Here is a 24,856-nt window from a genome sequence, read left to right as displayed (position 1 = left end):
TTATCCCAATTATTCCTTAGTTGTCTCAACTTCGACATTCAATTTATCTGCTGATTGATGATCATCGTCATCTTCTGTATCACGCATTTCAATTTCTGTATCGTCGCTAGACATCATTTTAACGTCCATACCTAAACTTTGCAGCTCTTTAATCAATACTTTGAATGATTCAGGAACGCCTGGTTCTGGAACATTTTCGCCTTTAACAATTGCTTCATAAGTCTTAACACGTCCAACAACATCATCAGACTTCACTGTTAAGATTTCTTGAAGAGTATAAGCAGCACCGTAAGCTTCAAGTGCCCAAACCTCCATCTCACCGAAACGCTGTCCACCGAACTGAGCTTTACCTCCAAGAGGTTGCTGCGTTACAAGTGAGTATGGTCCAGTAGAACGAGCATGAAGTTTATCGTCAACCATGTGCGCAAGTTTGATCATATACATGACACCAACAGATACGCGGTTATCGAATGGTTCACCAGTACGTCCGTCATACAGGATTGTTTTCGCGTCATTTGCCATACCAGCTTCTTCAATTGTGCCCCAAACATCTTCCTCACGAGCACCATCGAATACTGGTGTTGCAATGTGAATGCCAAGGTATCTTGCTGCCATACCAAGATGAAGCTCTAATACCTGACCGATATTCATACGAGATGGTACCCCTAATGGGTTTAACATGATATCGATTGGCGTACCGTCTGGTAGGTAAGGCATATCTTCTTCTGGTAAAATACGAGAAATAACACCTTTGTTACCGTGACGTCCGGCCATCTTGTCACCTTCAGAAATTTTACGTTTTTGAACGATATATGCACGTACAAGTTGATTCACGCCTGGTGGCAATTCATCGCCATCTTCACGGTTGAATACTTTTACGTCTAAGATAATACCGCCACCACCGTGTGGTACACGTAGTGATGTATCACGTACTTCACGCGCTTTTTCTCCAAAGATAGCATGTAATAGACGTTCTTCAGCTGTTAATTCTGTTACACCTTTAGGTGTTACTTTACCAACAAGTAAATCTCCATCTTTTACTTCAGCACCAACGCGAATGATACCGCGCTCGTCAAGGTTACGTAATGCGTCTTCCCCAACGTTTGGAATGTCACGTGTAATTTCTTCTGGTCCAAGCTTCGTATCACGAGCTTCTGATTCATATTCTTCAATATGAATAGAAGTGTACACATCATCTTTTACAAGGCGCTCACTCATGATGATCGCATCCTCGTAGTTATAACCGTCCCAAGTCATGAAGCCAACAAGCACGTTACGTCCAAGTGCTAGTTCACCTAATTCCATAGAAGGACCATCCGCAAGGATTTCACCTTTTACAACTTCATTTCCAACACTTACGATTGGACGTTGGTTGTAACAAGTTCCTTGGTTAGAACGAATGAATTTTTGCATTTTGTAGCGATCTAAGTCGCCTTTTACTGTTTGACCGTCAACTTCTACATAGCGACGTACCCAAACTTCACGTGCTTCTACGCGCTCAACAACACCAGGATGTTTACAGATTACTGCAGCACCTGAGTCTTTTGCTGATACGTACTCCATACCTGTACCTACAATCGGAGATTCCGGATTCATTAACGGAACCGCCTGACGTTGCATGTTCGCTCCCATAAGTGCGCGGTTAGAGTCATCGTTTTCTAAGAACGGAATACAAGCTGTCGCTGCCGACACTACTTGTTTTGGAGATACATCCATGTAGTCGATGCGTTCTCTATTTGTGACAATGTTTTCACCACGGAAACGAGCTACGATATCTTCACTTAGGAATTCACCTTCGTCAGATAATTTCATATTCGCTTGGGCTACAACATAGTTATCTTCTTCATCTGCTGTTAAGTAATCAACATGCCCTGTTACAAGACCAGTTTCTGGGTCAACACGACGGTATGGTGTTTCAATGAAACCAAACTCATTTACTTTCGCGAACGAAGATAATGAGTTAATCAAACCGATGTTTGGTCCCTCTGGTGTTTCAATCGGACACATACGACCGTAGTGAGAGTAATGAACGTCACGCACTTCAAAGCCTGCGCGCTCACGCGTTAAACCACCAGGTCCTAATGCAGATAGTCTTCGTTTGTGAGTTAACTCTGCTAATGGGTTTGTTTGGTCCATAAACTGAGATAACTGAGAACTTCCGAAGAACTCTTTAATAGATGCAATAACAGGACGAATATTAATTAGTGCCTGTGGTGTAATTGCATTTGTATCTTGGATCGACATTCTCTCACGAACAACACGTTCCATACGAGAAAGACCGATACGGAATTGATTTTGTAACAGTTCTCCAACAGAACGCAGACGACGGTTTCCTAAATGGTCAATATCATCTGTATCCCCTACTTTGTATAGTAGGTTGAAGAAGTAACTGATAGAAGCAAGGATATCACCTGGTGTGATGTGTTTCACATCACGAGTAATGTTTGCATTACCAATTACATTAATTACGCGTTCGCCTTCCGACTCAGGAGCATAAATCTTAATAGATTGCAGCTCAACATCGCCTTCTACCACTCCACCCATTGGTTTCGCTGTTTTGAATCCAATGTTTTTCTCTAAGTAAGGTAAAATGCGATCAAGTGTACGACGATCTAAGATTGTTCCTTCTGCCGCTAAAATTTCACCAGTTTCTGGATCCACTAATGTTTCAGCTAAACGTTGATTAAACAATCTGTTTTTAATGTGTAACTTCTTGTTGATCTTATAGCGACCTACATTTGCTAAATCGTAGCGCTTTGGATCAAAGAAACGAGACACAAGTAAGCTCTTAGCATTTTCTACTGTTGGTGGTTCACCAGGACGTAGACGCTCATAAATTTCAAGCAATGCTTTTTCTGTGCTATCTGTGTTGTCTTTTTCTAATGTGTTGCTTAAGTATTCGTTATCACCTAAAAGCTCGGTGATTTCTTGATCAGAGCCAAACCCTAATGCGCGTAACAAAACAGTTACAGGAAGTTTACGCGTACGGTCAATACGCACATATACAACATCCTTAGCATCTGTCTCATACTCTAACCAAGCTCCGCGGTTTGGAATTACAGTAGCAGTAAAACCACGTTTTCCGTTTTTATCCACTTTGCCACTATAGTATACGCTTGGAGAGCGAACTAACTGGGAAACGATAACACGTTCTGCACCGTTAATTACGAATGTTCCAGTCTCTGTCATGAGTGGGAAATCTCCCATGAACACATCTTGTTCTTTTACTTCACCAGTTTCCTTGTTGATTAGACGCACTTTTACACGAAGTGGTGCTGCATACGTCACATCACGCTCTTTGCATTCGTCTACAGAGTATTTAGGTTCACCTAAGCTGTAGTCGATAAATTCAAGCGATAGATTTCCCGTAAAGTCTTCAATCGGAGAAATGTCTTGGAACATTTCTCGCAAACCCTCATCAAGAAACCACTGATAAGAAGAGGTTTGAATTTCGATAAGATTTGGTAACTCTAATACTTCACTAATACGGGCATAACTTCTTCGTTGGCGGTGGCGTCCGTATTGAACTAGTTGACCTGTCAACTGCTTCACCCCTCAAATCATGAGTATTATAAATGCACAAAAAAATTTGTGCAAAATCACAAATAAATACAACTACTGCTATTAGCGTAGTCTCTTTCTCTTAAAGATAAATACGTTGAGTCTTTCTACCTGCTCAAAAAAGAAAAATGGCTTCTATAAGAAAACCATCATTCTGTTTCATAATCTGCTGATTTTACTATCTTTTCCAAGAGAAACAAAAATATACATCTTTCTCAACGCAGAAAATCATATATTGGCATTGTATAATGTTAACATAGCCAAAAATAACCGTCAACGTTTTTTTGATTTTATGATATAATATCCTTTTTTCTTTTCTACAACCTCAACTTCAGAAAATACTTCTTCTAGTTTTTTTAGCGCAGACGGTGCACCTTGTTTCTTTTGAATAACAATCCAAAGCTCCCCATCTGGAACTAAATACTCCACAGCTTTTTCTAAAATCTCATGTACGATATCTTTACCCGCACGAATCGGAGGGTTAGATAGAATAGCAGCATACTTACCATCTACATTTTCATAGACGCTACTTTGAAAAATACGTATATTCTCGATTTTGTTATTAGCGGCGTTTTCTTTCGCAAGCCCAAGTGCCCTCTCGTTCACATCCACCATGTGAACTTCACGACCTTGAAACTCTTTCGCTAACGACAAACCAATAGGACCGTATCCGCAACCTACGTCTAATATATTACCTTTAATATCTGGCATTTGAAACGCTTCAATTAAAAGACGGGAACCAAAGTCCACTTCGTTTTTCGAGAACACCCCATGATCAGATAAGAAAGTAAATCGAGATCCACGAAGGGCAAACTCCCATCGCTTACGATCACTTTTACTAGAAGGGTCGTTAGAAAAATAATGGTCTGCCATATGGCCACCTCTTTTCTTTACAGTTAAAAAAAAAGCTCGCATGAGAGCGAGCTTTTTTTAAAGCATCAAAAGTTAATTACTTAACTTCTACAGCAGCGCCAACTTCTTCAAGTTTAGCTTTGATTTCTTCAGCTTCTTCTTTAGCAGCAGCTTCTTTGATTACTTTTGGAGTGTTGTCAACTAATTCTTTAGCTTCTTTTAAGCCAAGACCAGTGATTTCACGAACAACTTTGATAACTTTGATTTTTTGTGCACCAGCGCTAGTTAGTTCCACATCAAATTCAGTTTTCTCAGCAGCAGCTTCTCCAGCGCCACCAGCAACAGCTACAGGAGCAGCAGCAGTTACGCCGAATTCTTCCTCGATAGCTTTTACTAAGTCGTTAAGTTCTAATACAGTCATAGATTTAACTGCTTCAATGATTTGTTCTTTAGTCATTGTAAATATCCTCCCTTAAATAGGTTTGTATTGTTTTATCGATAATACGTAATTATCTTTTAAAAAATTAAGCGCCTTGCTCTTCCTTTTGGTCTGCAACTGCTTTAGTAGCAAGTGCAAGGTTACGGATTGGAGCTTGAAGAACGCTAAGAAGCATAGAAAGTAAGCCTTCACGTGATGGAAGAGTAGCAATTGCTTTAACCTCATCAAGTGTTACAAGTTTACCTTCGATTACGCCCGCTTTAATTTCTAAAGCTTCATGATCTTTAGCGAAGTCGTTTAATACTTTCGCAGGAGCAACTACATCCTCGTTACTGAACGCGATTGCGTTTGGTCCTGTTAAGAATTCATTTAACTCAGCCATTTCAGCAGATTCTGCAGCACGACGAGTTAGAGAGTTTTTGTAAACTTTGAACTCAACGCCAGCTTCACGTAATTGCTTACGTAATTCTGTTGCTTCAGAAACTGTTAAACCACGGTAGTCAACAACGATTGTAGATTTACTAGCGCGAAGTTTGTCCGCGATTTCAGTTACAACTTGTTGTTTAGTTTCGATTACTTTGCTCATGTTATTACACCTCCTGTAGATTATATAGAAGATGTACCGAAAGTGCACTAAAAACCTCCATGCCCAACTTGTAGACATGGAGGCATATAGTCACAGAAAAAAGATTCCGCTTCGTATATTAACACCTAGGTAGGAAATTAAGTCTATTGACACCTACTGTCTACGGTACACTAATTAAATTCACAACATAAATGATTATATTAAAACTTCTTTATGAAGTCAACTTCCAAAATTTACGCTAATGTAGAAACGTCTACACGTACGCCAGGTCCCATTGTAGAAGCAACTGTTACGTTCTTCATGTAAGTACCTTTTGCAGCAGCTGGCTTAACTTTTTGTAAAGTGTCAGCAATTGTTTTGAAGTTTTCTACTAATTTAGCATCTTCGAAAGATACTTTACCGATTGGAACGTGGATGTTACCAGCTTTATCAACGCGGTATTCAACTTTACCAGCTTTGATTTCGTTAACAGCTTTAGTTACATCGAAAGTAACTGTTCCAGTTTTAGGGTTTGGCATTAAACCTTTAGGTCCTAATACGCGACCAAGTTTACCAACTTCACCCATCATGTCAGGAGTTGCTACTACTACATCGAAATCGAACCAACCTTGTTGGATTTTACCGATGTAATCAGTATCGCCTACGAAGTCAGCTCCAGCAGCTTCAGCTTCTTTAGCTTTTTCACCTTTAGCAAATACTAATACACGTTGTACTTTACCAGTACCGTGTGGAAGAACAACTGCACCACGGATTTGTTGGTCAGCTTTCTTAGGGTCAACACCTAAACGGAATGCAGCTTCTACAGTTGCATCAAATTTAGCTGTGTTTGTTTTCTTTACTAATTCTACTGCTTCTGTTGCAGAGTAAGCAGCTGCACGATCAACAAGCTTTGCAGCTTCTACGTACTTTTTACCTCTTTTAGCCATTTTTATTTCCTCCTCGAATGTGGTTTTAGCGGAATAACCTCCCACGTTTACGCCTGTTTTCAGGTATAACCTGAGGATGAGCGCCATCCATTTATTTAAAAACGATAATCATTTACGATAATAAAGGTTGCGAATTGGAATTCCAGACCCGCAACCTTTTTTAAAAACAAATCGAATTAGTCTTCGATAACGATGCCCATACTGCGTGCAGTACCTTCAACCATACGCATTGCAGCTTCTACGCTAGCAGCGTTTAGGTCAGGCATTTTAGTTTCAGCGATTTCGCGTACTTTATCACGCTTAACAGTTGCCACTTTATTACGGTTTGGTTCACCAGAACCAGACTCAATACCAGCTACTTTCTTAAGAAGAACAGCAGCAGGAGGAGTTTTAGTAATGAAAGTGAATGAACGGTCCTCAAATACCGTAATTTCAACAGGGATGATAAGACCAGCTTGATCTGCTGTACGAGCGTTAAACTCTTTACAGAAGCCCATGATGTTAACACCTGCTTGTCCTAATGCTGGACCAACTGGTGGAGCTGGGTTAGCTTTACCTGCAGGAATTTGAAGCTTTACCATTTTAATTACCTTTTTAGCCACGAGACACACCTCCTTAAGTCCGTGATGTGGTCAATTGGACAGTGATTTGCCCTCCCACGTCATATTTTATCTGTAAGGATAAAATCTTTCAAAAAACGTCTCCGATAACGAAGACGTACTGACTTAAAAGATATTATCACTTTTTACAATTCATTTCAAGTTTCATTTTATAATTTTTCAATTTGATGGAAGTCAAGTTCAACTGGAGTCTCGCGACCAAACATGTCCACAAGCACGCTAACCTTTTTCTTCTCCACATCAATTTCTTCAATAGCACCTGTATAATCTGCGAATGGCCCCTCATTTACACGTACTGTCTCATGAAGTTCAAAGTCGAAATCAACCACTTCGTTGTCCATTCCCATATGTTTCATAATGGTAACAACTTCCTCTTCTAATAGAGGTGATGGTTTAGATCCAGAACCAGAAGAACCAACGAACCCAGTTACACCCGGCGTGTTACGTACAACATACCAAGAGTCATCAGTCATGATTAATTCTACTAATACATAACCTGGGAACACTTTTCTTTTCATTAATTTTTCTTTTCCGTTTTTCATTTCTACTTCTACTTCTTCCGGGACAACAACACGGAAAATTTTATCTTGCATACCCATTGATTCTACACGTTTCTCTAGGTTTGCTTTTACTTTATTTTCATATCCAGAATAAGTATGGACAACATACCAACTTTTTTCCATTCATTTAGGACGAGCGTCCTTCCCTCCCTGACGTACATTTTTTTGCGCAAATGAAAAAACCCGTTCACCGGGCTTTTACACAGTTCTTATAAATAACATTATATCATGGATAAGTGCTTCTTATTCAAGAATTAACCAAGAATTAACCGAATTAAAGAAGAAATGCCCATATCAACTACTGCGAAGAAAATCGCAAAGAACACAACTGTAGCAACAACAGTCGCTGTTGAGCGGAGTAATTCATCTTTTTTAGGCCAACTTACTTTTTTCATTTCGCGACCTACATCGCCGAAAAAGTTCGTTAAACGCATCTGCGGGACCTCCAGTGTATTATTTCAATTATTTATTTTGTTTCCTTGTGAACTGTATGCTGATTGCATGTTTTACAAAACTTTTTTATTTCAAGTCGCTCTATTGAGCTCGTATCTTTCATAGTAGAGTAGTTTCGATTTTTACACTCTTCACATGAGAGTACAACTTTTTTCCTCATTAGTTACACCAACCTTGTAACATTATGTCCCTAAAAATGTATCATACAATAAAAGACAATGTCAATGACATGCATTTTGTACTCTCTACAAAAGAAAACAGGTGATTTATTTTACACCTGTAGCACTTGTTACTTCTTATGAATTTAAAGTTGTACTTTCTCTCATTTCCATATATCGTTCCAATTTCCTCTTTACTCTTTGTAAAGCGTTATCAATAGATTTCACATGCCTGTTTAACTGTTCTGAAATCTCTTGATAAGAACGACCATCTAAATATAAAGAAAGCACTTTTCTTTCTAAATCGCTTAATAATTCAGATATTTTTGATTCTATGTCTGTATATTCTTCCTGGCTAATGATCATCTCTTCAGGATCAGTCACCTTCGCTTCAGAAATAACATCCAATAACGTTCGATCAGATTCCTCATCGTAAATCGGCTTATCTAAAGACACATACGAATTTAAAGGAATATGTTTTTGTCTTGTTGCCGTTTTAATAGCGGTAATAATTTGTCGAGTGATACATAGTTCAGCAAATGCTTTGAATGAAGACAGCTTGTCCTCTTTATAATCACGAATTGCTTTAAACAACCCTATCATACCTTCTTGAACAATGTCTTCTCGATCGGCACCCACTAAAAAGTAAGATCTTGATTTCGCACGAACAAAGTTCTTATACTTGTGAATTAAATATTCTAGAGCGTCAGTATTACCTTTTCGAACTAACTCAACGATTGCCTCATCCTCTAAATCACGAAATGTAACGTCGCCTATACTTACGAAGCCTGCTTCCACCTTGATCCCTCCGACCGCTATTTATTTAGCAATATTATACAGTAAAAAGATAAAGAGCGTCAATGCTTCAACGCTCTCCTCTTCTTAATTTTTCTAATTTTTCTGTAATATCTTTACTGAATATCTTTCGCATGGCGGGCTGCTGTTCTTTCGTGTCTTTTGTACGCCTTCTTACTTGTTGTTCCATCGCTTGTACTTCCAACTCTAATTCACGCGCAGATTTTCGAAGGGCACCTTGCCCAAATATAACCCATTGTTCTGTATAATCAGAAGTCGCAACATATATTTGTGTATTTATATTTCTAAGCTCTATCGCAAGTTGCTCTATCTTTTCGTCTGCAGTTTGATTCTTTCGTGTGAATATTACTTCTACACGAGATTGTTTCATCTTTTTTTCAATACCATGGACTGTATAGGCATCAAAGACTATCATCACTTTTGTGCCTGTATAACCTTGATAATCCGCCATCTTATCAATAAGCGCATCTCTTGATGATTGTAAATCTACATCCCGCAGTTTCTTCAAATCTCCCCAAGCTCCGATAATGTTGTAGCCGTCAACGATTAAAATATCGTTCATTTTTTATTTACCAATTTCGTGACGTTTACGATATACCTCATACATTAACAAACTTGCGGCTACTGAAGCATTTAAGGATGTAACTTTACCAACCATCGGTAGAGTGATTAAGAAATCACACTTTTCACCAATAATACGACTCATACCTTTTCCTTCACTACCAATTACTAATCCAATCGACATTGTACCATCTAAATTACGGTAATCCGTTTTCCCTTTGGCATCTGTACCAGCAATCCAAAGTCCACGCTCTTTTAATTCATCAATTGTACGAGATAAGTTTGTTACGCGCGCAACAGGAATGTATTCAATCGCTCCTGTTGATGCTTTCGCAACTGATGCGGTAAGTCCCACAGCTCTTCTCTTTGGAATAATAATTCCATGAGCTCCTGTTGCATCAGCAGTACGCATAATAGAACCTAGGTTATGCGGATCTTCAATCTCATCTAAAATCAAGAAGAATGGATCTTCATTACGTTTTTCTGCCACTTTGAATAAATCTTCTAACTCTGCATACTGATATGCAGCTACTTGAGCAATTACACCTTGATGATTACCCTCAACTAATTGATCTAACTTTTTCTTTGGTGCATGTTGTAAAATAATCTTATTTTCTTTCGCTAATGCTAGTACAATTTGTACTTGTCCTTTGGCAGCACCTTCTGCGATCCAAATTTTATTAATATCTCTCCCTGATCTTAACGCTTCAATTACAGGGTTACGTCCGATAATATATTCACTAGTCATGATGATGTGCCCCCTTCCTTTTCTTCTAAAACTGCTATTGCCTTATATACAATTTCGTCTAATCTTTCACGATTATTTAATAAATGATGGTAACCAATTAGCGCTTCAAAGGCTGTACTATGTCGATATGTTTGTACATCCGTATTTTTCGGAACTGTACCTGAATTTGCATTACGCCCTCTTCTTAATACCGCCTCTTCTTCCTCTGTCAAAAATGCCGTCTCTAATAAATGATAAACAACTTTCGCCTGTGCTTTTGCTGAAACAAAGCTCGTCCCTAAGCGGTGTAATTGATTAGGTCGAACTTTTCCTTTTTGAAGGAGGTGATAGCGGATATATTGTTCATATACCGCATCACCCATATATGCTAACGCCAAGCTGTTTAATTGCTTTGCATCGATCATCCTTATCCTCTTTTCCATCTTGTACCTTGAGCGGTATCTTCTAAAATAATATTACGTTCTTTTAAATCGTCACGAATTTGATCAGACAATGCAAAATCACGATTTTTACGAGCTTCAATGCGCTTTTGGATAAGCTCTTCAATTTCTTCATCCAGTAATTCTTCTTTTGATAATTCTAATCCTAAAATATCAAATAACGTTTCCAGTTGTTTTACGTATGCTTCAATCACAACTTTAGATGTATGCTCTTCAAGTAAATATTGATTTGCATGATTTGCTACGTTGTATAATTCGGTAATTGCATTTGCAGTGTTAAAGTCATCATTCATTGCCTCTTCAAATGCAGTCTGGAATTTCTCTATTTCAGCTAACCATTTCTCATTATGGTCCGTTAAATCCGTACTACTCTCCATACGATGCTTTAAGTTTCCATAAGCTGTTTTAATTCTTTCCAGTCCATTATTCGTACTTTGTAATAACTCTTCACTAAAGTTAATCGGGTGACGATAGTGTACTGATAACATAAAGAATCTAATTAACTGCGGGTCGTATTGCTTAATAATATCGTGAACTAAAATAAAGTTACCCAGCGATTTAGACATCTTCTCATTGTTAATATTAATATATCCATTATGCATCCAGTAACGTGCAAACGTTTTTCCAGTCAATGCTTCTGACTGCGCAATTTCATTTTCATGATGTGGGAATGCCAAGTCTTGACCACCAGCATGAATGTCAATTGTATCCCCTAAGTACTTACGCGCCATTGCTGAGCATTCAATATGCCATCCTGGACGTCCTTGCCCCCAAGGGCTTTCCCAGAAGATTTCTCCTTCTTTCGCAGCTTTCCATAAAGCAAAATCAAGAGGGTCTTGTTTCTTTTCCCCTACCTCAATACGAGCACCGTGACGTAAATCTGCGATTGGTTGATGTGATAATTTACCGTAACCTTCGAATTCCTTCGTCTTAAAGTACACATCACCCTCTGATTCATATGCATACCCTTTATTCACAAGTTCTTGAATAAATTCAATAATGATATCCATATTTTCTGTTACACGAGGATGAACTGTTGCGTGTTTGCAACCTAGTGCTGTTACATCTTCAAAGTACGCTTCAACAAAGCGATCAGCAATTGTCGGTACATCTTCACCTAATTCATTTGCCGCTTTAATTAATTTATCATCTACATCCGTAAAGTTAGATACATATTGCACATCGTATCCTTTGTATTCTAAATAACGACGCACTGTATCGAATACCATAGGAGGCCTTGCATTCCCAATATGAATGTAGTTATAAACTGTAGGTCCGCATACATACATCTTTACCTTATTTTCTTCTAATGGAACAAACTCTTCTTTTTGACGTGTTAACGTATTATAAATGTGAATAGTCATTTTTATCCTTCCTTTCTACCTTTAATTCCAATTGTTTCTTCAATTTATCAAGTTCTACTTCCATAGCCTTTAATTTATCAAAAATCGGATCCGGAAGGTCAGAGTGATTTAATTCTTGACCAATCTTTACTCCATTTTGAATAACGACACGGCCAGGTATACCTACAACTGTAGAATGTGCAGGAACTTCTTTTAATACGACAGACCCTGCTCCGATTTTAGAATTCTCTCCCACAGTAATAGAACCAAGAACTTTAGCACCCGTCGCAATTAATACATTATCCTGAATTGTTGGATGCCTCTTTCCTTTTTCTTTTCCTGTACCACCTAATGTAACCCCTTGATAAATCGTTACATTATCACCAATTTCACAAGTTTCTCCGATTACAACTCCCATTCCATGATCTATAAAAAAACGTCGACCAATAGTTGCTCCTGGATGGATCTCAATGCCAGTAAAAAAGCGGCTCACTTGTGAAACAAAACGTGCAAGAAAGAAAAAATTTCTTTTATAAAAAGCATGTGCAATTCGATGGGCCCAAACTGCATGTAATCCAGAGTAAGTTAAAATGACTTCGAAATAACCTCTTGCCGCTGGATCCTGTTCAAAAACGACTTCAATATCTTCCCGAAGCCTCTTAAACATCGGTGTTCCCTCCCCTTTATGGGCTGCTTTTTTGTCGAGCGAACTAACTCCCCTAACTCATCACTTCTCCCCTAATTCTTTATATAAGGAGATAAATTCTATATTCATACCTATTTACACGGTATAAAAAAAAGGCGTCTCTGTCATATTGACAGAGACGCCTTTTAAGCGCGGTTCCACTCTGTTTAGGCTTAAAAAAGCCTCAAACTCATCCATGATAACGGTGTACACCGCTTCTGCTTACTTTGCGGCCTAAGACATCCCACGAAGCAATTCGCTGTTCAGCAGAAGACTCGAAGGGGCATTTCAAAAATCCGCTTATAAACCACTCCCAGCCTAAAGGTGGTTCTCTCTGTAAAAAGCCTGATTTTCTACTTCTCCTTCTCGTCGCTTTTCCTTATTAGGTTTTAGGTATACTTATTATATTTCTAAACCTAGAAAATGTTAACCAATTACTTTTTGAAGACGATTTAAAACTTTTTCTTTTCCAAGAAGTGCAATAGCATTCGGAAGCTCTGGACCATGCGTTTGTCCTGTAGTTGCAACACGGATTGGCATAAATAAATTTTTACCTTTATGTCCTGTTTCCTTTTGAACTGCTTTAATCGCTGCCTTAATTGCTGCTGGCTCCATTGCTTCTAGAGCTTCTATTTGACCAGCAAATGCACGAAGTACTTCAGGTACTTGTTCACCATTTAGTACTTCTTGTCCTTCTTCTTCATAATCAACATGATCTTTAAAGAACATTTCAGAAAGCTCTACAATTTCAGCTCCAAAACTCATTTGTTCATGGTATAAAGCAATTACATCACGAATCCAAGCTTGGTCTTGTTCGCTTAAAGTTTCTCCCACACGTCCAGCTTTCACTAAATGCGGTAAGCTTAACTCTACAACCGTATCTAAATCTTGCTTTTTCATATACTGGTTGTTCATCCATTTTAGTTTTTGAGAATCAAATAATGCAGGTGATTTTGATAAACGAGCTGCATCGAACATTTTGATAAACTCATCTTTAGAGAAGATTTCTTCTTCTCCTACCGGAGACCAACCTAGTAGTGCAATAAAGTTAAAGATTGCTTCTGGAAGATACCCAAGCTCTTTATATTGCTCAATAAATTGAATAATAGATTCATCACGCTTACTTAACTTTTTACGACTTTCATTAACAATTAGAGTCATATGACCGAATTGTGGAATATCCCAGCCGAAAGCTTCATAAATCATCATTTGTTTCGGTGTATTTGAAATATGATCATCACCACGAAGTACATGTGTAATTTCCATTAGATGATCATCTACTGCTACTGCAAAGTTATAAGTTGGAATTCCATCCTTTTTCACAATAACAAAATCACCGAAATCATTTGAATGGAACGCAACTTCATCTTTTACAATATCTTTGAATGTGTAGTCACGATCAGCTGGTACACGGAAACGAATACTTGGAATACGTCCCTCAGCTTCAAATTCTTTCACTTGTTCTTCAGTTAATTCACGGTGGTTACCTGCGTAACGAGGTGTTTCACCGCGAGCGATTTGTCCTTCACGCTCTGCTTCTAGCTCTTCTTCTGTCATATAACATTTATAAGCTAGACCACGCTCTAATAAATCTTCATATAATTTTTTATAAATATCTAAACGCTCTGTTTGGCGATATGGTCCAAATTCACCACCAACATCAACACCTTCATCCCAGTCCATACCGAGCCATTTCAAGTATTTTAATTGGCTTTCTTCTCCACCAGCCACGTTACGTTTTACATCAGTATCTTCAATACGAATAATAAATTTGCCATCTAAATGACGAGCAAATAAATAATTAAATAATGCCGTACGCGCATTTCCGATATGTAAGTGTCCTGTTGGACTTGGCGCGTAGCGCACTCTCACTTGCTTTTCCATAATTGGTACACCTTCCATTCTTAATGTCAACACATTCTATAATTGTACACCAAAAAAATGTGATTATCCATCTTACGAATTAAAAACCATTATTTTTTCTGTAATAAAACAACCGCTTGAGAAGCAATCCCTTCTTCTCTACCTGTAAATCCTAATTTTTCTGTTGTTGTTGCCTTTACATTAATGTTATCGATAGACGTTTCTAACAGTTCACTAATGCGCTTACGCATACTCTCAATATGTGGTGCCATTTTTGGTTTTTGAGCAATAATTGTACAATCTAAATTTCCTAACTCGTAACCTTGTTCACGCACAAATTCCCAAACTTTTTGTAACAATACAGCTGAATCTGCATCTTTAAAAGCTGGGTCTGTATCAGGAAAATGCTTTCCGATATCTCCTGCTGCAATCGCACCTAAACATGCATCAGCAATCGTATGTAACAATACATCTGCATCTGAATGACCGATTAATCCTTTCTCGTGTGGAATTGTAATTCCACCGATAATCAACGGGCGCCCTTCCGCAAATTCATGTACATCAAAACCTTGTCCAATTCGAAACATCCTTACTTCCTCCTTAAGCTAAACTACTGAGCTTTATGACTCTATATTATATCGCTATCCTTATAAAGAAAAGCCCGGCTGTTGCCGAGCTTTTCTTTATTAACACGTCATCAATGTTATTTCTTCTGAACACGTAGGAAACTTTCAGCAATTAATAGATCTTCCGGAGTCGTCACTTTAATATTATAGTAACTCCCCTCTACTACACCTACTTGCTTCCCCACACGTTCTACGAGACTTGCATCATCTGTGCCAAGAAAACAACTTTGCTTTGCGCTTCTATGAGCTTCTAGCAAAAGAGAAACAGAGAATCCTTGTGGTGTTTGTACAGCGTTAAGTTGAGATCGCTCTACCGTTTCTACAACAACACCCTTCTCTACTTTCTTAACAGTATCTTTTACTGGCACTGCACAAATGGAAGCTCCATATTTTTCTGCTGCAGTTAATACATCGCGAATCACTTTATTCGTTACGAACGGGCGCGCCCCGTCATGCACAAGAACATATTCGACACCACTCGCATACTGAAGTGCGTTATAGACGCTATCTTGTCTTTCGGCTCCACCCTGAATGAATTGTACGTGCTTTTCAATCTGGTACTTCTGCATTAACTCTTCAAAATACGGGCGTTCTTCTTCGTTAATTGCCATAATAATACTTTTGCACGCTTTATCTTTTTCAAAAGCACGCAATGTGTGCACAATAATTGGTACTTCATCTATAAGTAAAAATAACTTATTTTTACCAGCACCCATTCGTTTTCCTTGGCCCGCTGCCGGAATAATTAATGTATACATATTAATAATCCTCTACTTATAATGCTTTTTCTAGCAATTTACGTTTTGCGAAAATCATACGACCAGCCGATGTTTGTAATACGCTAGTAACAAGTACGTCAAGTTGTGAACCCACATACTCTCTACCATCTTCTACTACAATCATCGTACCATCATCTAAGTATGCAACACCTTGATTTTGTTCTTTACCATCTTTCACAACATAAACACTTAATTCTTCACCAGGGAGTACGACTGGTTTAATCGCATTAGCTAAATCATTAATGTTTAACACCGTAACCCCTTGTAATTCAGAAACTTTGTTTAAATTGAAATCGTTTGTTACTACAGTTCCACCAGTGATTTTTGCCAACTTTACAAGCTTGCTATCTACTTCTTGGATATCATCGAAATCGCCTTCATAAATTTCTACCGGAATTGGCATCTCCTTTTGAATACGATTTAAAATGTCTAGCCCTCTGCGGCCACGATTACGCTTTAAAGCATCTGAAGAATCGGCAATATGCTGAAGCTCTTCTAATACGAATTGCGGAATGACAATTGTTCCTTCTAAAAACTTTGTTTGGCAAATATCTGCAATACGTCCGTCAATAATTACACTCGTATCGAGAATTTTCCAATGAGTCGTAGATTTTTCTGCTTCGACCTCTACCTCTTCATTCTCACTATTGTTTTTCTTCTTACCTCCGCGTTGGGGTAATGTAAATAATCCTAGCAATTCATTCCTCTTTTTAAATCCTACTTGGAATCCTAAATATCCAAGTAAAAGGGTGAAGAACACTTGCAACACCGTACTAATAACTGGAATTGTAAATTCACGAATTGGTATCAAAATTAAATATGCAACAATAAGACCAGAGATTAATCCTAATGTACCAAATAAAACATCTGCTACAGGCGCCTTTACAAGAGCCTCTTCAATATGCTTAATAAGTTGAACAATATAATCTACAAGCCAAAATGTTGTTAAAAATAAAATAATTGCACCAATAATTGCACGAACATACGATCCTTCCAACAAAGGAACCGCACCGATATCTAATACATTAATAATTTTTGGGATTAAGTAAATCCCTAACGCTCCCCCGATCACTAAAAAGAAGAGCTGTACAATCCGTTTTAACATCCAACCACCTCCTACTCATTATTAACCATTGTTTCGCTAATCAAAACGCCGAATGCAAAAGCGGACGTGTTTTTTTTGTAAATAGTTTTATTTACCAATATATCATATCATATACCAAAAATGTTCTAGTGTCGTTATATTATAGAATCAATGTAATATTCTTAATTGTGTCTACTCATATAGAGATGCTCTTGAATTCTTTTTAGACCTTCTCGTATTTTCTTCGCTCTCACTTCTCCAATTCCTTCCACATCATCCAATTCATTAATAGTTGCTCGGCAAACACCTTGCAATGTTTTAAATCGATTAATTAAATTCTCGATAATAAGTGGCGGAACACGAGAAATCTTGCTTGTGATTCGGTACCCTCTAGGTGTCACACTTTCTTCTAAACTTGTTTGTCCTGGATAGCCAAGCAATTTAACTAAATCACTATCCTCTAAAAGTTGTGTATTTGCAAGATCTTGTAACTTTTTCAATATTTGATGATGGTCTTGTGTTTTCTCCTGGTGATAATCTTTAATTAACAATGCTGCCTCTGCCTCTAAATCAGCTAGTAATTCTGTAAGCTGTAAACGAATTAACCTACCTTCTGTTCCTAACTCATGAATATAGCTCAATATTTCATTTTTAATACGCAGCACCATTTCAACACTATGTAAAACGTGAACCACCTCGGACATTGTAACGACCTCTTCAAATTCTAGAATACCCAAATTCGTAATGCCGTCATTCCATACAGCCTTATATTTTTCTAGCGTTTGAATTGCTTGATTTGCCTTCGTTAAAATGACACCTATATCTTTTAATGTATAACGTAAGTTCCCTTGATATAGCGTAATTACATTACGTCTTTGTGAAATGGCCACAACAAGGCTGCCCGTCTGCTTTGCTACACGCTCTGCTGTTCGGTGACGCATACCTGTTTCAATAGAATCAATAGATGAATCCGGAACTAACTGTGCGTTTGCAATTAAAATTTTACTTCCAGTTTCATTTAAAATAAGTGCTCCATCCATTTTTGCTAATTCATATAAACTAGCAGGAGAGAATGCGCAATTAATATGAAAACCACCATCAACAATGCTTTTAATCTGCTCATTATACCCAAGAACAATTAGTCCCCCTGTTTGTGCGCGAAGTACATTATCTATCCCTTCGCGCAGTGGTGTTCCCGGGGCCACGAGCTGTAAAATATTAATTATACTTTTGACACGTTGCTTATTTTCTTCCATAGCCTAGCCTCCTAATGTCAAACGAAGCGCTTCTCCTAAATTAGAAACACCTACAACCTCAATCCCCTCTGGAATTGTCCACCCCCCTAAATTTTTTCTAGGAATGATAGCACGTTGAAATCCTAATTTAGCTGCTTCTTGTACACGTTGTTCGATTCTTGATACTCTTCTTATTTCTCCAGTTAATCCAACTTCTCCTATTACCGCATCAGTTGGTGCCGTAGATTTATCTCTAAAACTTGAAGCTATACTTAAGGCAACAGCTAAATCAATTGCCGGTTCATCTAATTTCAAACCACCAGCTACTTTTAAATACGCATCTTGATTTTGTAATAGTAAACCTGTTCTTTTCTCTAGTACCGCCATAATAAGCGAGACACGATTATGATCAATTCCTGTCGCCATTCTTCGAGGATTTCCAAAACTAGTAGGGGAAATTAATGCCTGTATTTCTACTAAAACTGGTCTTGTTCCTTCCATTGAGGCAACTACTGTTGAACCTGCAACTCCAACTGGTCTTTCCTCAAGGAAAATTTCAGAAGGATTTAAGACTTCTGCAAGGCCAAGTTCTTTCATTTCAAAGATACCCATTTCATTCGTAGAACCAAAACGATTCTTTACAGCTCGTAAAATACGATATGTATGGTGTCGATCTCCTTCAAAGTAAAGAACTGCATCGACCATATGTTCTAGCATACGCGGTCCCGCAATTGCACCTTCTTTTGTCACATGCCCTACGATAAAAATTGGGATTCCCTTTGTTTTTGCAAGTTTCATTAATTCTGCTGTACATTCACGTACTTGCGCCACACTACCAGGAGCTGATGTCACTTCAGGTAAATGTATCGTTTGAATAGAATCAATAACAACAAAAGCAGGATTCATCTCTTCAATATGTGCTGCAATACGCTGTAAATCTGTCTCTGATACAACAAATAGATTACTACCATTTACATGTAAACGATCTGCACGAAGTTTAATCTGCTTTGCTGACTCCTCACCTGATATATACAATACATCATATGAAGCATCTGCTAATTGCGAGGAAATCTGTAATAATAACGTTGATTTTCCAATCCCAGGGTCCCCACCAATAAGTACTAAAGATCCATCTACAATTCCGCCACCTAGTACACGGTTAAACTCCTGAAATTTTGTTTCAATACGTGCCTCAGACTTTGTTTCTACTTCTGTAAGACGTCTTGGTTTTGTTACTTCTGTTTGAATTGCATTTGCATAATTTAGGCGTCTGGATGATACAACGGGTTCCATCTCTTCAACAAGCGAATTCCATTGACCACACCCTGGACATTTACCCATATATTTTGGTGATTGATAACCACACTCTTGACATGTGAATTTTGTTTTCTTTTTAGCCATATCTTTTTATATTTCACTTCGCTTTCATCTATAAACATTTGACCTTCTCGTACAAGAAAGAGGGCTATCTCGTAGCCCTCTTAGTTTGTCTATACTTATTTTACCTTTTCAGCACTATGAATGACAAATGTTTCCCCTTCTACATCAAAGATAACTTTTTGCCCTTTCTCAATAGCACCTTTTAAAAGTTCTTCCGATAGTCTATCTTCTACATGCTTCTGAATTGCTCTACGTAGTGGACGAGCACCATATTCACGATCAAACCCTTTATCAGCAATAGCTGCAATCGCCCCTTCTGTTAATTGCAATTCAATTTCTTGTTCTTTTAAGCGATTCACTAACTGATTTACCATAAGAGTCACAATTTCTTGAATATGTTTTTTCTCAAGCATATGGAATACGATAATTTCATCAATACGGTTTAAGAATTCTGGACGAAATGCCTTTTTCAGCTCATCCATTACTTTACCTTTCATATCCGAATAATCACGGCTTTCATCTTGTACGTTAAATCCAAGATGTTTGTTACGTTTTAACGCCTCAGCACCAACGTTAGACGTCATAATAACAATCGTATTACGGAAGTCAACTGTACGTCCTTTAGAATCAGTTAAACGACCATCTTCCAATACCTGTAGTAAAATATTAAATACATCGGGATGCGCCTTCTCTACTTCATCTAATAGGACAACTGAATACGGCTTACGACGAACCTTCTCTGTTAATTGTCCGCCTTCTTCATACCCAACATATCCTGGAGGAGAACCAACTAAGCGAGAAGTTGAATGTTTCTCCATATACTCAGACATATCAATGCGAATCATTGCATCCTCATCACCGAACATAGATTCTGCCAATGCTCTTGCTAATTCTGTTTTACCTACACCTGTTGGCCCTAAGAAAATAAATGAACCAATTGGACGTTTCGGATCTTTTAGTCCTGCTCTTGCACGACGAACAGCTTTCGCTACAGCCACTACCGCTTCATCCTGGCCAATGACACGATCATGAAGAATGGATTCTAAGTTTAATAATTTATCAGTCTCTGTTTGTGCAAGTTTAGAAACAGGGATACGTGTCCATGTAGAAACGACATTTGCAATATCTTCTACCGTAACCTCTGAATTTTCTTTTCCTTGTTGCTCTTTCCACTGACGCTTTGTATCTTCCAATTTCTCACGTAAGCGTTGTTCCATATCACGTAAGGAAGCAGCCTTTTCAAACTCTTGACTTTGTACAGCCGCATCTTTTTCTTTTCGAATTTCCTCAAGCTTCACTTCAAGCTCTTTTAAGTTTGGTGGTGTTGTATAAGAGCGTAAGCGAACCTTTGAAGCAGCTTCATCAATTAAATCAATTGCTTTATCCGGTAAGAAACGATCCGTAATATAACGATCAGAAAGTTTTACAGCTGCATCAATTGCATCATCTGTAATAGACACACGGTGATGCGCCTCATAACGATCGCGTAAACCTTTCAAGATTTGAGTTGATTCTTCTAGACTCGGCTCATCAACATGAATTGGCTGGAAACGTCTCTCTAAAGCTGCATCCTTTTCAATATATTTACGATACTCATCTAAAGTTGTCGCACCAATACATTGTAATTCTCCGCGTGCTAAAGATGGTTTTAAAATATTTGATGCATCGATTGCACCTTCTGCTCCACCTGCACCGATTAATGTATGAAGTTCATCAATAAATAGAATAATATTCCCTGCTTGACGTATTTCATCCATTACTTTCTTTAAACGATCTTCAAACTCACCACGATATTTCGTCCCAGCTACCACTGTTCCCATATCTAGTGTCATAACACGCTTATCTCTTAACGTTTCAGGAACTTCATTATTTACGATTTGCTGTGCTAACCCTTCAGCAATTGCTGTTTTACCTACACCAGGCTCTCCAATTAACACTGGATTGTTTTTTGTTCTACGGCTTAACACTTCAATTACACGTTGAATTTCTTTACTACGTCCAATAACAGGATCCAAACGATTCTCACGTGCAACAACTGTTAAGTCGCGTGCTAAACTGTCTAGTGTCGGTGTATTGGCATTTGTCGATGAACCACCTTGGTGACCTGAACTTGCTTCGTTACTTCCAAGAAGTTGTAATACTTGTTGTCTTGCTTTGTTGAGGCTTACGCCTAAATTATTTAAAACACGTGCCGCTACACCTTCACCTTCACGGATTAAGCCAAGTAAAATATGTTCTGTTCCAACGTAAGAATGTCCTAGCTTACGCGCTTCATCCATAGACAATTCAATAACTTTTTTAGCACGAGGTGTATAATGTACAGTTTGAGAAGCTTCTGTTCCACGTCCAATTAACGCTTCTACCTCTTTTTGCACTTTTTCCGGGCTCAATCCAAGAGCAATTAACGCTTTTGCTGCAATTCCTTCACCTTCGCGTACAAGCCCAAGTAAAATATGTTCTGTTCCAATATTATTATGCCCAATGCGAATTGCTTCCTCTTGAGATAAAGCTAATACTTTCTGTGCTCTTTCTGTAAATCTTCCAAACATCATAGAAATCGCCTCCTACTTGCGCTTAGTTTTTTTCAATACGTAATCGCTCACGGATTAAGGTTGCTCTTCGATAATCTCTTTCTTCTGGTCCTAAAGGTCCTCCTGCATATTGTTGTAAAATACCTGGTTGCGTAAGAACCATTAGCTCAGTCAAAATATTTCTCGATATACCTTTTATATATCCTAGATCAATACCAAGTCGTACATCCGATAAGCAAGTTGCCGCTTCTGCAGATTGAATTAAACGACTGTTTGCTAGTATACCGTAAGAACGATAAACCTTATCTTCAAGCTCAATACTCGAATTTTGTACAATTAATTCTCTGGCCAATTTTTCTTGTTGTATAATTTGCTGCATGACACTCTTTAAATCTGCAATAATATCTACTTCGGATTTCCCTAGCGTCATTTGATTTGATACTTGAAATATATTACCTAACGCTTCGCTACCTTCACCGTATATTCCTCTTACTACTAACCCTAATTTTTGAATTACTTGTATAATACGGCTAATTCTTTTTGTTAAAACCAGCCCTGGTAAATGAATCATTACAGAAGCTCTTAATCCTGTACCAACGTTAGTAGGACAACTCGTAATATATCCAAGTGATTCATCAAAAGCATATTCAACCTCTTTCTCAATCCAATTATCTATTTGATTAGCGCTTTGAAGCGCCTTTGATAACTGTAGCCCTGGAAATAGGCACTGAATCCTAATGTGGTCTTCCTCATTAAGCATCACACTAATGTGTTCGCTTTCTGATAACAGACATGCTCCATATTCGGTCCCTGCGAGATTTGGACTAATTAAATGCTTTTCGACTAAAACTCTCCTTTGAAGAGGCGTTAATTCATTCATTTTTAATAATCCAAACTTCCCAAAGGGCTCTACCGATTTATTTATAAATTTCTTTTTAAATAATTCTTGAACCTGTTGAGCTTCCTCTTCGTTTTGCATAGTAGAAAATTGATATTGCTTAAAATTACGAGCCAAACGAATTCGACTACTTAAAACAATATCAGAATCAGGGCCATCCCCCTTCATCCATGGACTAATCGCTTCATTCATAATTTTGTCCAGTGACATAGAACTACTCCCCCTCTCTATGCTCACTAAGCTGAGTTTCAAGCCCTCGAATTTCATCTCTTACCTCAGCAGCTTTCTCAAACTCCTCATTCTGTACATATTGTTTCAGAATAAGTTTTAGTTCATCTAATTCTTTCTTTAAGTGGATATTTCCTTCCATTCGTTCCGGAATTTTTCCACAATGTTCTGTATGTCCACCATGAAGTCGCTTTAACAATGGGTTTAAGTGTCCTTTAAATGTATCGTAACAAGAAGCACAACCAAAGCGTCCCACTTTTGTAAAATGTTCATATGTCATCTTACAATCTGGACATCTTACTGTATTTGTATTTGAAAACCCGTTTTTTCCTTCTCCAAACATTGTTGATTCACCGTGTAATAAACCAGCAAATACATCATGAAATGAAAAGTTAGACTGTGATGATTGAAAGAAAGACGTATAGCCACTTTGCTCCGCACATTGCTCACAAAGATGAACTTCCGCCTTCTTCTCGTTGATTACTTTTGTATAATGTAAAGTTGCTGGTCTTATATTACAGTTTTGACAAGTCATCAATATCCCCACCTTTACAATAGGAACGATCTACCTCATGATACTTTTCATACATTACTAGATTGTCCTCTTTCCTTAATCCATTTAGATAAAAGTACATGCTCTTTTTCAAAACTTCTACAATATTTAACTGCCCTATCTTAATTATCATTCTTTTACAAAAGCTGTATTTATTTATATTTCAGTGTTCTTAACATTGCGCATAATATTCGAGCCCTAAGTTCATCTCGAGAAGGAATATCCATTGATAATACAGAACGATCTAGTACACTTAACATTAGTTTTGCTTCACGGCCTGTTATAATTCCCTCTTCTAATAAACGTATAATCATACTCTCTGCATTCCCTTGTGCAACGCTATGATCAATCATATGAAGCATTTGATCAATAATGTCTATATCATCATGCAGTTTGACTTTTATAATGCGAATGTAACCTCCACCACCACGTTTACTTTCTACTATAAATCCTCTTTCTAATGTAAAACGGGTATTGATTACATAATTGATTTGAGATGGTACGCACTCGAATCGATCCGCAATCTCATTTCTTTTGATTTCAATCACATTATTATTACTTAAGTCAATAACTTGCTTTAGATATTGCTCAATGATATCAGATATATTTCTCATTTATCCGCCACCTTTATTGACTTTGACTATCTTTGACTTTAATTATATACGTATTAATAAAATTTGCAACTCTTTTGCTTATTCACTATCCTAGCCACATTCCCCTGCATTTAATCAAAATAGTAATTATTTAAGCACATTTTTTTAATTACTATGGATTATAAAAGAAAACACGAAAAAACACGAGTCATTTGACTCGTGTTTAGTTGCTTGGCGACGTCCTACTCTCACAGGGACAAGGTCCCAACTACCATCGGCGCTAGAGAGCTTAACTTCCGTGTTCGGTATGGGAACGGGTGTGACCTCTCTGCCATCAT

The 24,856-nt window shown here is 37.9% G+C and carries 25 protein-coding genes, 1 rRNA gene and 2 other annotated features; all 26 genes read right to left on the bottom strand.

The window, feature by feature from the left end:
• Positions 1–9: 9 nt before the first annotated feature.
• Positions 10–3,543 carry a DNA-directed RNA polymerase subunit beta gene (gene rpoB / locus ACTFRM_RS29560; protein WP_000147553.1) on the bottom strand — a complete coding sequence of 1,178 codons (3,534 nt, stop codon included), beginning with the start codon at positions 3,541–3,543 and terminating at the stop codon, positions 10–12.
• Positions 3,544–3,834: 291 nt separating this feature from the next.
• Entirely contained in the window at positions 3,835–4,434 is a 600-nt protein-coding gene (locus ACTFRM_RS29555) for a class I SAM-dependent methyltransferase (protein WP_000763265.1), read from the bottom strand.
• A gap of 76 nt (positions 4,435–4,510) precedes the next feature.
• Complete coding sequence (gene rplL, locus ACTFRM_RS29550; protein WP_000159736.1) at positions 4,511–4,870, bottom strand: 50S ribosomal protein L7/L12; 360 nt, start codon at positions 4,868–4,870, stop codon at positions 4,511–4,513.
• A gap of 67 nt (positions 4,871–4,937) precedes the next feature.
• Complete coding sequence (gene rplJ, locus ACTFRM_RS29545) at positions 4,938–5,438, bottom strand: 50S ribosomal protein L10 (protein ID WP_000048716.1); 501 nt, start codon at positions 5,436–5,438, stop codon at positions 4,938–4,940.
• A 39-nt stretch (positions 5,439–5,477) separates the two neighbouring features.
• Positions 5,478–5,622 (bottom strand) — a sequence feature (ribosomal protein L10 leader region).
• Positions 5,623–5,671: 49 nt separating this feature from the next.
• Entirely contained in the window at positions 5,672–6,364 is a 693-nt protein-coding gene (rplA, locus tag ACTFRM_RS29540) for a 50S ribosomal protein L1 (protein ID WP_001987630.1), read from the bottom strand.
• A 176-nt stretch (positions 6,365–6,540) separates the two neighbouring features.
• Positions 6,541–6,966, bottom strand: coding sequence for a 50S ribosomal protein L11 (rplK, locus tag ACTFRM_RS29535; protein WP_001085872.1), 426 nt, complete (start codon positions 6,964–6,966; stop codon positions 6,541–6,543).
• Positions 6,967–7,133: 167 nt separating this feature from the next.
• Entirely contained in the window at positions 7,134–7,667 is a 534-nt protein-coding gene (gene nusG / locus ACTFRM_RS29530; protein ID WP_000415794.1) for a transcription termination/antitermination protein NusG, read from the bottom strand.
• A 131-nt stretch (positions 7,668–7,798) separates the two neighbouring features.
• Complete coding sequence (secE, locus tag ACTFRM_RS29525) at positions 7,799–7,978, bottom strand: preprotein translocase subunit SecE (protein ID WP_001241323.1); 180 nt, start codon at positions 7,976–7,978, stop codon at positions 7,799–7,801.
• 32 nt (positions 7,979–8,010) lie between these two features.
• Complete coding sequence (gene rpmG / locus ACTFRM_RS29520) at positions 8,011–8,157, bottom strand: 50S ribosomal protein L33 (RefSeq protein ID WP_014481927.1); 147 nt, start codon at positions 8,155–8,157, stop codon at positions 8,011–8,013.
• Positions 8,158–8,293: 136 nt separating this feature from the next.
• Positions 8,294–8,953, bottom strand: a complete 660-nt coding sequence (locus ACTFRM_RS29515; RefSeq protein ID WP_000387193.1) for an RNA polymerase sporulation sigma factor SigH — start codon at positions 8,951–8,953, stop codon at positions 8,294–8,296.
• Positions 8,954–9,020: 67 nt separating this feature from the next.
• Positions 9,021–9,533 (bottom strand): NYN domain-containing protein, encoded by a 513-nt coding sequence (locus ACTFRM_RS29510; protein ID WP_000997886.1) that lies wholly within the window; start codon positions 9,531–9,533, stop codon positions 9,021–9,023.
• Positions 9,534–9,536: 3 nt separating this feature from the next.
• A complete protein-coding gene (gene rlmB / locus ACTFRM_RS29505) occupies positions 9,537–10,280 on the bottom strand; it encodes a 23S rRNA (guanosine(2251)-2'-O)-methyltransferase RlmB (RefSeq protein WP_000200238.1) in 744 nt (247 codons plus the stop codon).
• Positions 10,277–10,684, bottom strand: a complete 408-nt coding sequence (locus ACTFRM_RS29500; protein WP_000564261.1) for a Mini-ribonuclease 3 — start codon at positions 10,682–10,684, stop codon at positions 10,277–10,279. Before ACTFRM_RS29500 ends, rlmB begins: the two co-directional genes overlap by 4 nt.
• 2 nt (positions 10,685–10,686) lie before the next feature.
• Positions 10,687–12,084, bottom strand: a complete 1,398-nt coding sequence (gene cysS, locus ACTFRM_RS29495; protein ID WP_000152276.1) for a cysteine--tRNA ligase — start codon at positions 12,082–12,084, stop codon at positions 10,687–10,689.
• Entirely contained in the window at positions 12,065–12,730 is a 666-nt protein-coding gene (gene cysE / locus ACTFRM_RS29490; RefSeq protein ID WP_000476497.1) for a serine O-acetyltransferase, read from the bottom strand. The genes cysS and cysE overlap by 20 nt, the downstream gene beginning before the upstream one ends.
• 150 nt (positions 12,731–12,880) lie before the next feature.
• Positions 12,881–13,127 (bottom strand) — a binding site (T-box leader).
• 47 nt (positions 13,128–13,174) lie between these two features.
• Positions 13,175–14,632, bottom strand: a complete 1,458-nt coding sequence (gltX, locus tag ACTFRM_RS29485; RefSeq protein WP_000415143.1) for a glutamate--tRNA ligase — start codon at positions 14,630–14,632, stop codon at positions 13,175–13,177.
• 89 nt (positions 14,633–14,721) lie between these two features.
• A complete protein-coding gene (ispF, locus tag ACTFRM_RS29480; protein WP_000488386.1) occupies positions 14,722–15,198 on the bottom strand; it encodes a 2-C-methyl-D-erythritol 2,4-cyclodiphosphate synthase in 477 nt (158 codons plus the stop codon).
• A gap of 116 nt (positions 15,199–15,314) precedes the next feature.
• Positions 15,315–15,995 carry a 2-C-methyl-D-erythritol 4-phosphate cytidylyltransferase gene (gene ispD, locus ACTFRM_RS29475; protein WP_000288283.1) on the bottom strand — a complete coding sequence of 227 codons (681 nt, stop codon included), beginning with the start codon at positions 15,993–15,995 and terminating at the stop codon, positions 15,315–15,317.
• A gap of 16 nt (positions 15,996–16,011) precedes the next feature.
• Positions 16,012–17,121: a PIN/TRAM domain-containing protein gene (locus ACTFRM_RS29470; protein ID WP_000919677.1), complete on the bottom strand. Its 1,110-nt coding sequence runs from the start codon at positions 17,119–17,121 to the stop codon at positions 16,012–16,014.
• Positions 17,122–17,282: 161 nt separating this feature from the next.
• The gene (gene disA, locus ACTFRM_RS29465; protein ID WP_000392158.1) at positions 17,283–18,356 is read right to left on the bottom strand and encodes a DNA integrity scanning diadenylate cyclase DisA; all 1,074 of its coding nucleotides are present in this window, start codon (positions 18,354–18,356) and stop codon (positions 17,283–17,285) included.
• A 3-nt stretch (positions 18,357–18,359) separates the two neighbouring features.
• Positions 18,360–19,736 carry a DNA repair protein RadA gene (gene radA, locus ACTFRM_RS29460; RefSeq protein WP_001085202.1) on the bottom strand — a complete coding sequence of 459 codons (1,377 nt, stop codon included), beginning with the start codon at positions 19,734–19,736 and terminating at the stop codon, positions 18,360–18,362.
• Positions 19,737–19,831: 95 nt separating this feature from the next.
• Positions 19,832–22,267 (bottom strand): ATP-dependent protease ATP-binding subunit ClpC, encoded by a 2,436-nt coding sequence (gene clpC, locus ACTFRM_RS29455; protein WP_000971184.1) that lies wholly within the window; start codon positions 22,265–22,267, stop codon positions 19,832–19,834.
• Between the two features lie 22 nt (positions 22,268–22,289).
• Complete coding sequence (locus tag ACTFRM_RS29450; RefSeq protein WP_000050843.1) at positions 22,290–23,354, bottom strand: protein arginine kinase; 1,065 nt, start codon at positions 23,352–23,354, stop codon at positions 22,290–22,292.
• Between the two features lie 4 nt (positions 23,355–23,358).
• Positions 23,359–23,907 carry a UvrB/UvrC motif-containing protein gene (locus ACTFRM_RS29445; protein WP_000128399.1) on the bottom strand — a complete coding sequence of 183 codons (549 nt, stop codon included), beginning with the start codon at positions 23,905–23,907 and terminating at the stop codon, positions 23,359–23,361.
• 170 nt (positions 23,908–24,077) lie between these two features.
• Positions 24,078–24,539 carry a transcriptional regulator CtsR gene (gene ctsR / locus ACTFRM_RS29440; RefSeq protein WP_001244558.1) on the bottom strand — a complete coding sequence of 154 codons (462 nt, stop codon included), beginning with the start codon at positions 24,537–24,539 and terminating at the stop codon, positions 24,078–24,080.
• Positions 24,540–24,747: 208 nt separating this feature from the next.
• Positions 24,748–24,856 (bottom strand): 5S ribosomal RNA (gene rrf, locus ACTFRM_RS29435); the annotation flags it as partial.

This window comes from Bacillus cereus group sp. MYBK227-1, from assembly GCF_051916325.1.
GTDB classification, from domain to species: Bacteria; Bacillota; Bacilli; order Bacillales; family Bacillaceae_G; genus Bacillus_A; species Bacillus_A cereus.
The sequence above is the reverse complement of the archived record's forward strand: the minus strand, read 5'-3'. Positions and strand labels throughout refer to the sequence as shown.

Bases quoted from the DNA above. Each gene is read 5' to 3' on its own strand.
- ACTFRM_RS29445 (WP_000128399.1), bottom strand. From the start codon at position 23,907: ATGACTTGTCAAAACTGTAATATAAGACCAGCAACTTTACATTATACA.
- nusG (WP_000415794.1), bottom strand. From the start codon at position 7,667: ATGGAAAAAAGTTGGTATGTTGTCCATACTTATTCTGGATATGAAAAT.
- ACTFRM_RS29450 (WP_000050843.1), bottom strand. From the start codon at position 23,354: ATGTCACTGGACAAAATTATGAATGAAGCGATTAGTCCATGGATGAAG.
- ACTFRM_RS29500 (WP_000564261.1), bottom strand. From the start codon at position 10,684: ATGATCGATGCAAAGCAATTAAACAGCTTGGCGTTAGCATATATGGGT.
- rlmB (WP_000200238.1), bottom strand. From the start codon at position 10,280: ATGACTAGTGAATATATTATCGGACGTAACCCTGTAATTGAAGCGTTA.
- radA (WP_001085202.1), bottom strand. From the start codon at position 19,736: ATGGCTAAAAAGAAAACAAAATTCACATGTCAAGAGTGTGGTTATCAA.
- ctsR (WP_001244558.1), bottom strand. From the start codon at position 24,539: ATGAGAAATATATCTGATATCATTGAGCAATATCTAAAGCAAGTTATT.
- ACTFRM_RS29555 (WP_000763265.1), bottom strand. From the start codon at position 4,434: ATGGCAGACCATTATTTTTCTAACGACCCTTCTAGTAAAAGTGATCGT.
- ispD (WP_000288283.1), bottom strand. From the start codon at position 15,995: ATGTATACATTAATTATTCCGGCAGCGGGCCAAGGAAAACGAATGGGT.
- rplA (WP_001987630.1), bottom strand. From the start codon at position 6,364: ATGGCTAAAAGAGGTAAAAAGTACGTAGAAGCTGCAAAGCTTGTTGAT.
- ACTFRM_RS29470 (WP_000919677.1), bottom strand. From the start codon at position 17,121: ATGTTAAAACGGATTGTACAGCTCTTCTTTTTAGTGATCGGGGGAGCG.
- rpmG (WP_014481927.1), bottom strand. From the start codon at position 8,157: ATGAGGAAAAAAGTTGTACTCTCATGTGAAGAGTGTAAAAATCGAAAC.
- cysS (WP_000152276.1), bottom strand. From the start codon at position 12,084: ATGACTATTCACATTTATAATACGTTAACACGTCAAAAAGAAGAGTTT.
- cysE (WP_000476497.1), bottom strand. From the start codon at position 12,730: ATGTTTAAGAGGCTTCGGGAAGATATTGAAGTCGTTTTTGAACAGGAT.
- gltX (WP_000415143.1), bottom strand. From the start codon at position 14,632: ATGGAAAAGCAAGTGAGAGTGCGCTACGCGCCAAGTCCAACAGGACAC.
- ispF (WP_000488386.1), bottom strand. From the start codon at position 15,198: ATGTTTCGAATTGGACAAGGTTTTGATGTACATGAATTTGCGGAAGGG.
- clpC (WP_000971184.1), bottom strand. From the start codon at position 22,267: ATGATGTTTGGAAGATTTACAGAAAGAGCACAGAAAGTATTAGCTTTA.
- secE (WP_001241323.1), bottom strand. From the start codon at position 7,978: ATGCGTTTAACGAACTTTTTCGGCGATGTAGGTCGCGAAATGAAAAAA.
- rplL (WP_000159736.1), bottom strand. From the start codon at position 4,870: ATGACTAAAGAACAAATCATTGAAGCAGTTAAATCTATGACTGTATTA.
- rplJ (WP_000048716.1), bottom strand. From the start codon at position 5,438: ATGAGCAAAGTAATCGAAACTAAACAACAAGTTGTAACTGAAATCGCG.
- disA (WP_000392158.1), bottom strand. From the start codon at position 18,356: ATGGAAGAAAATAAGCAACGTGTCAAAAGTATAATTAATATTTTACAG.
- ACTFRM_RS29510 (WP_000997886.1), bottom strand. From the start codon at position 9,533: ATGAACGATATTTTAATCGTTGACGGCTACAACATTATCGGAGCTTGG.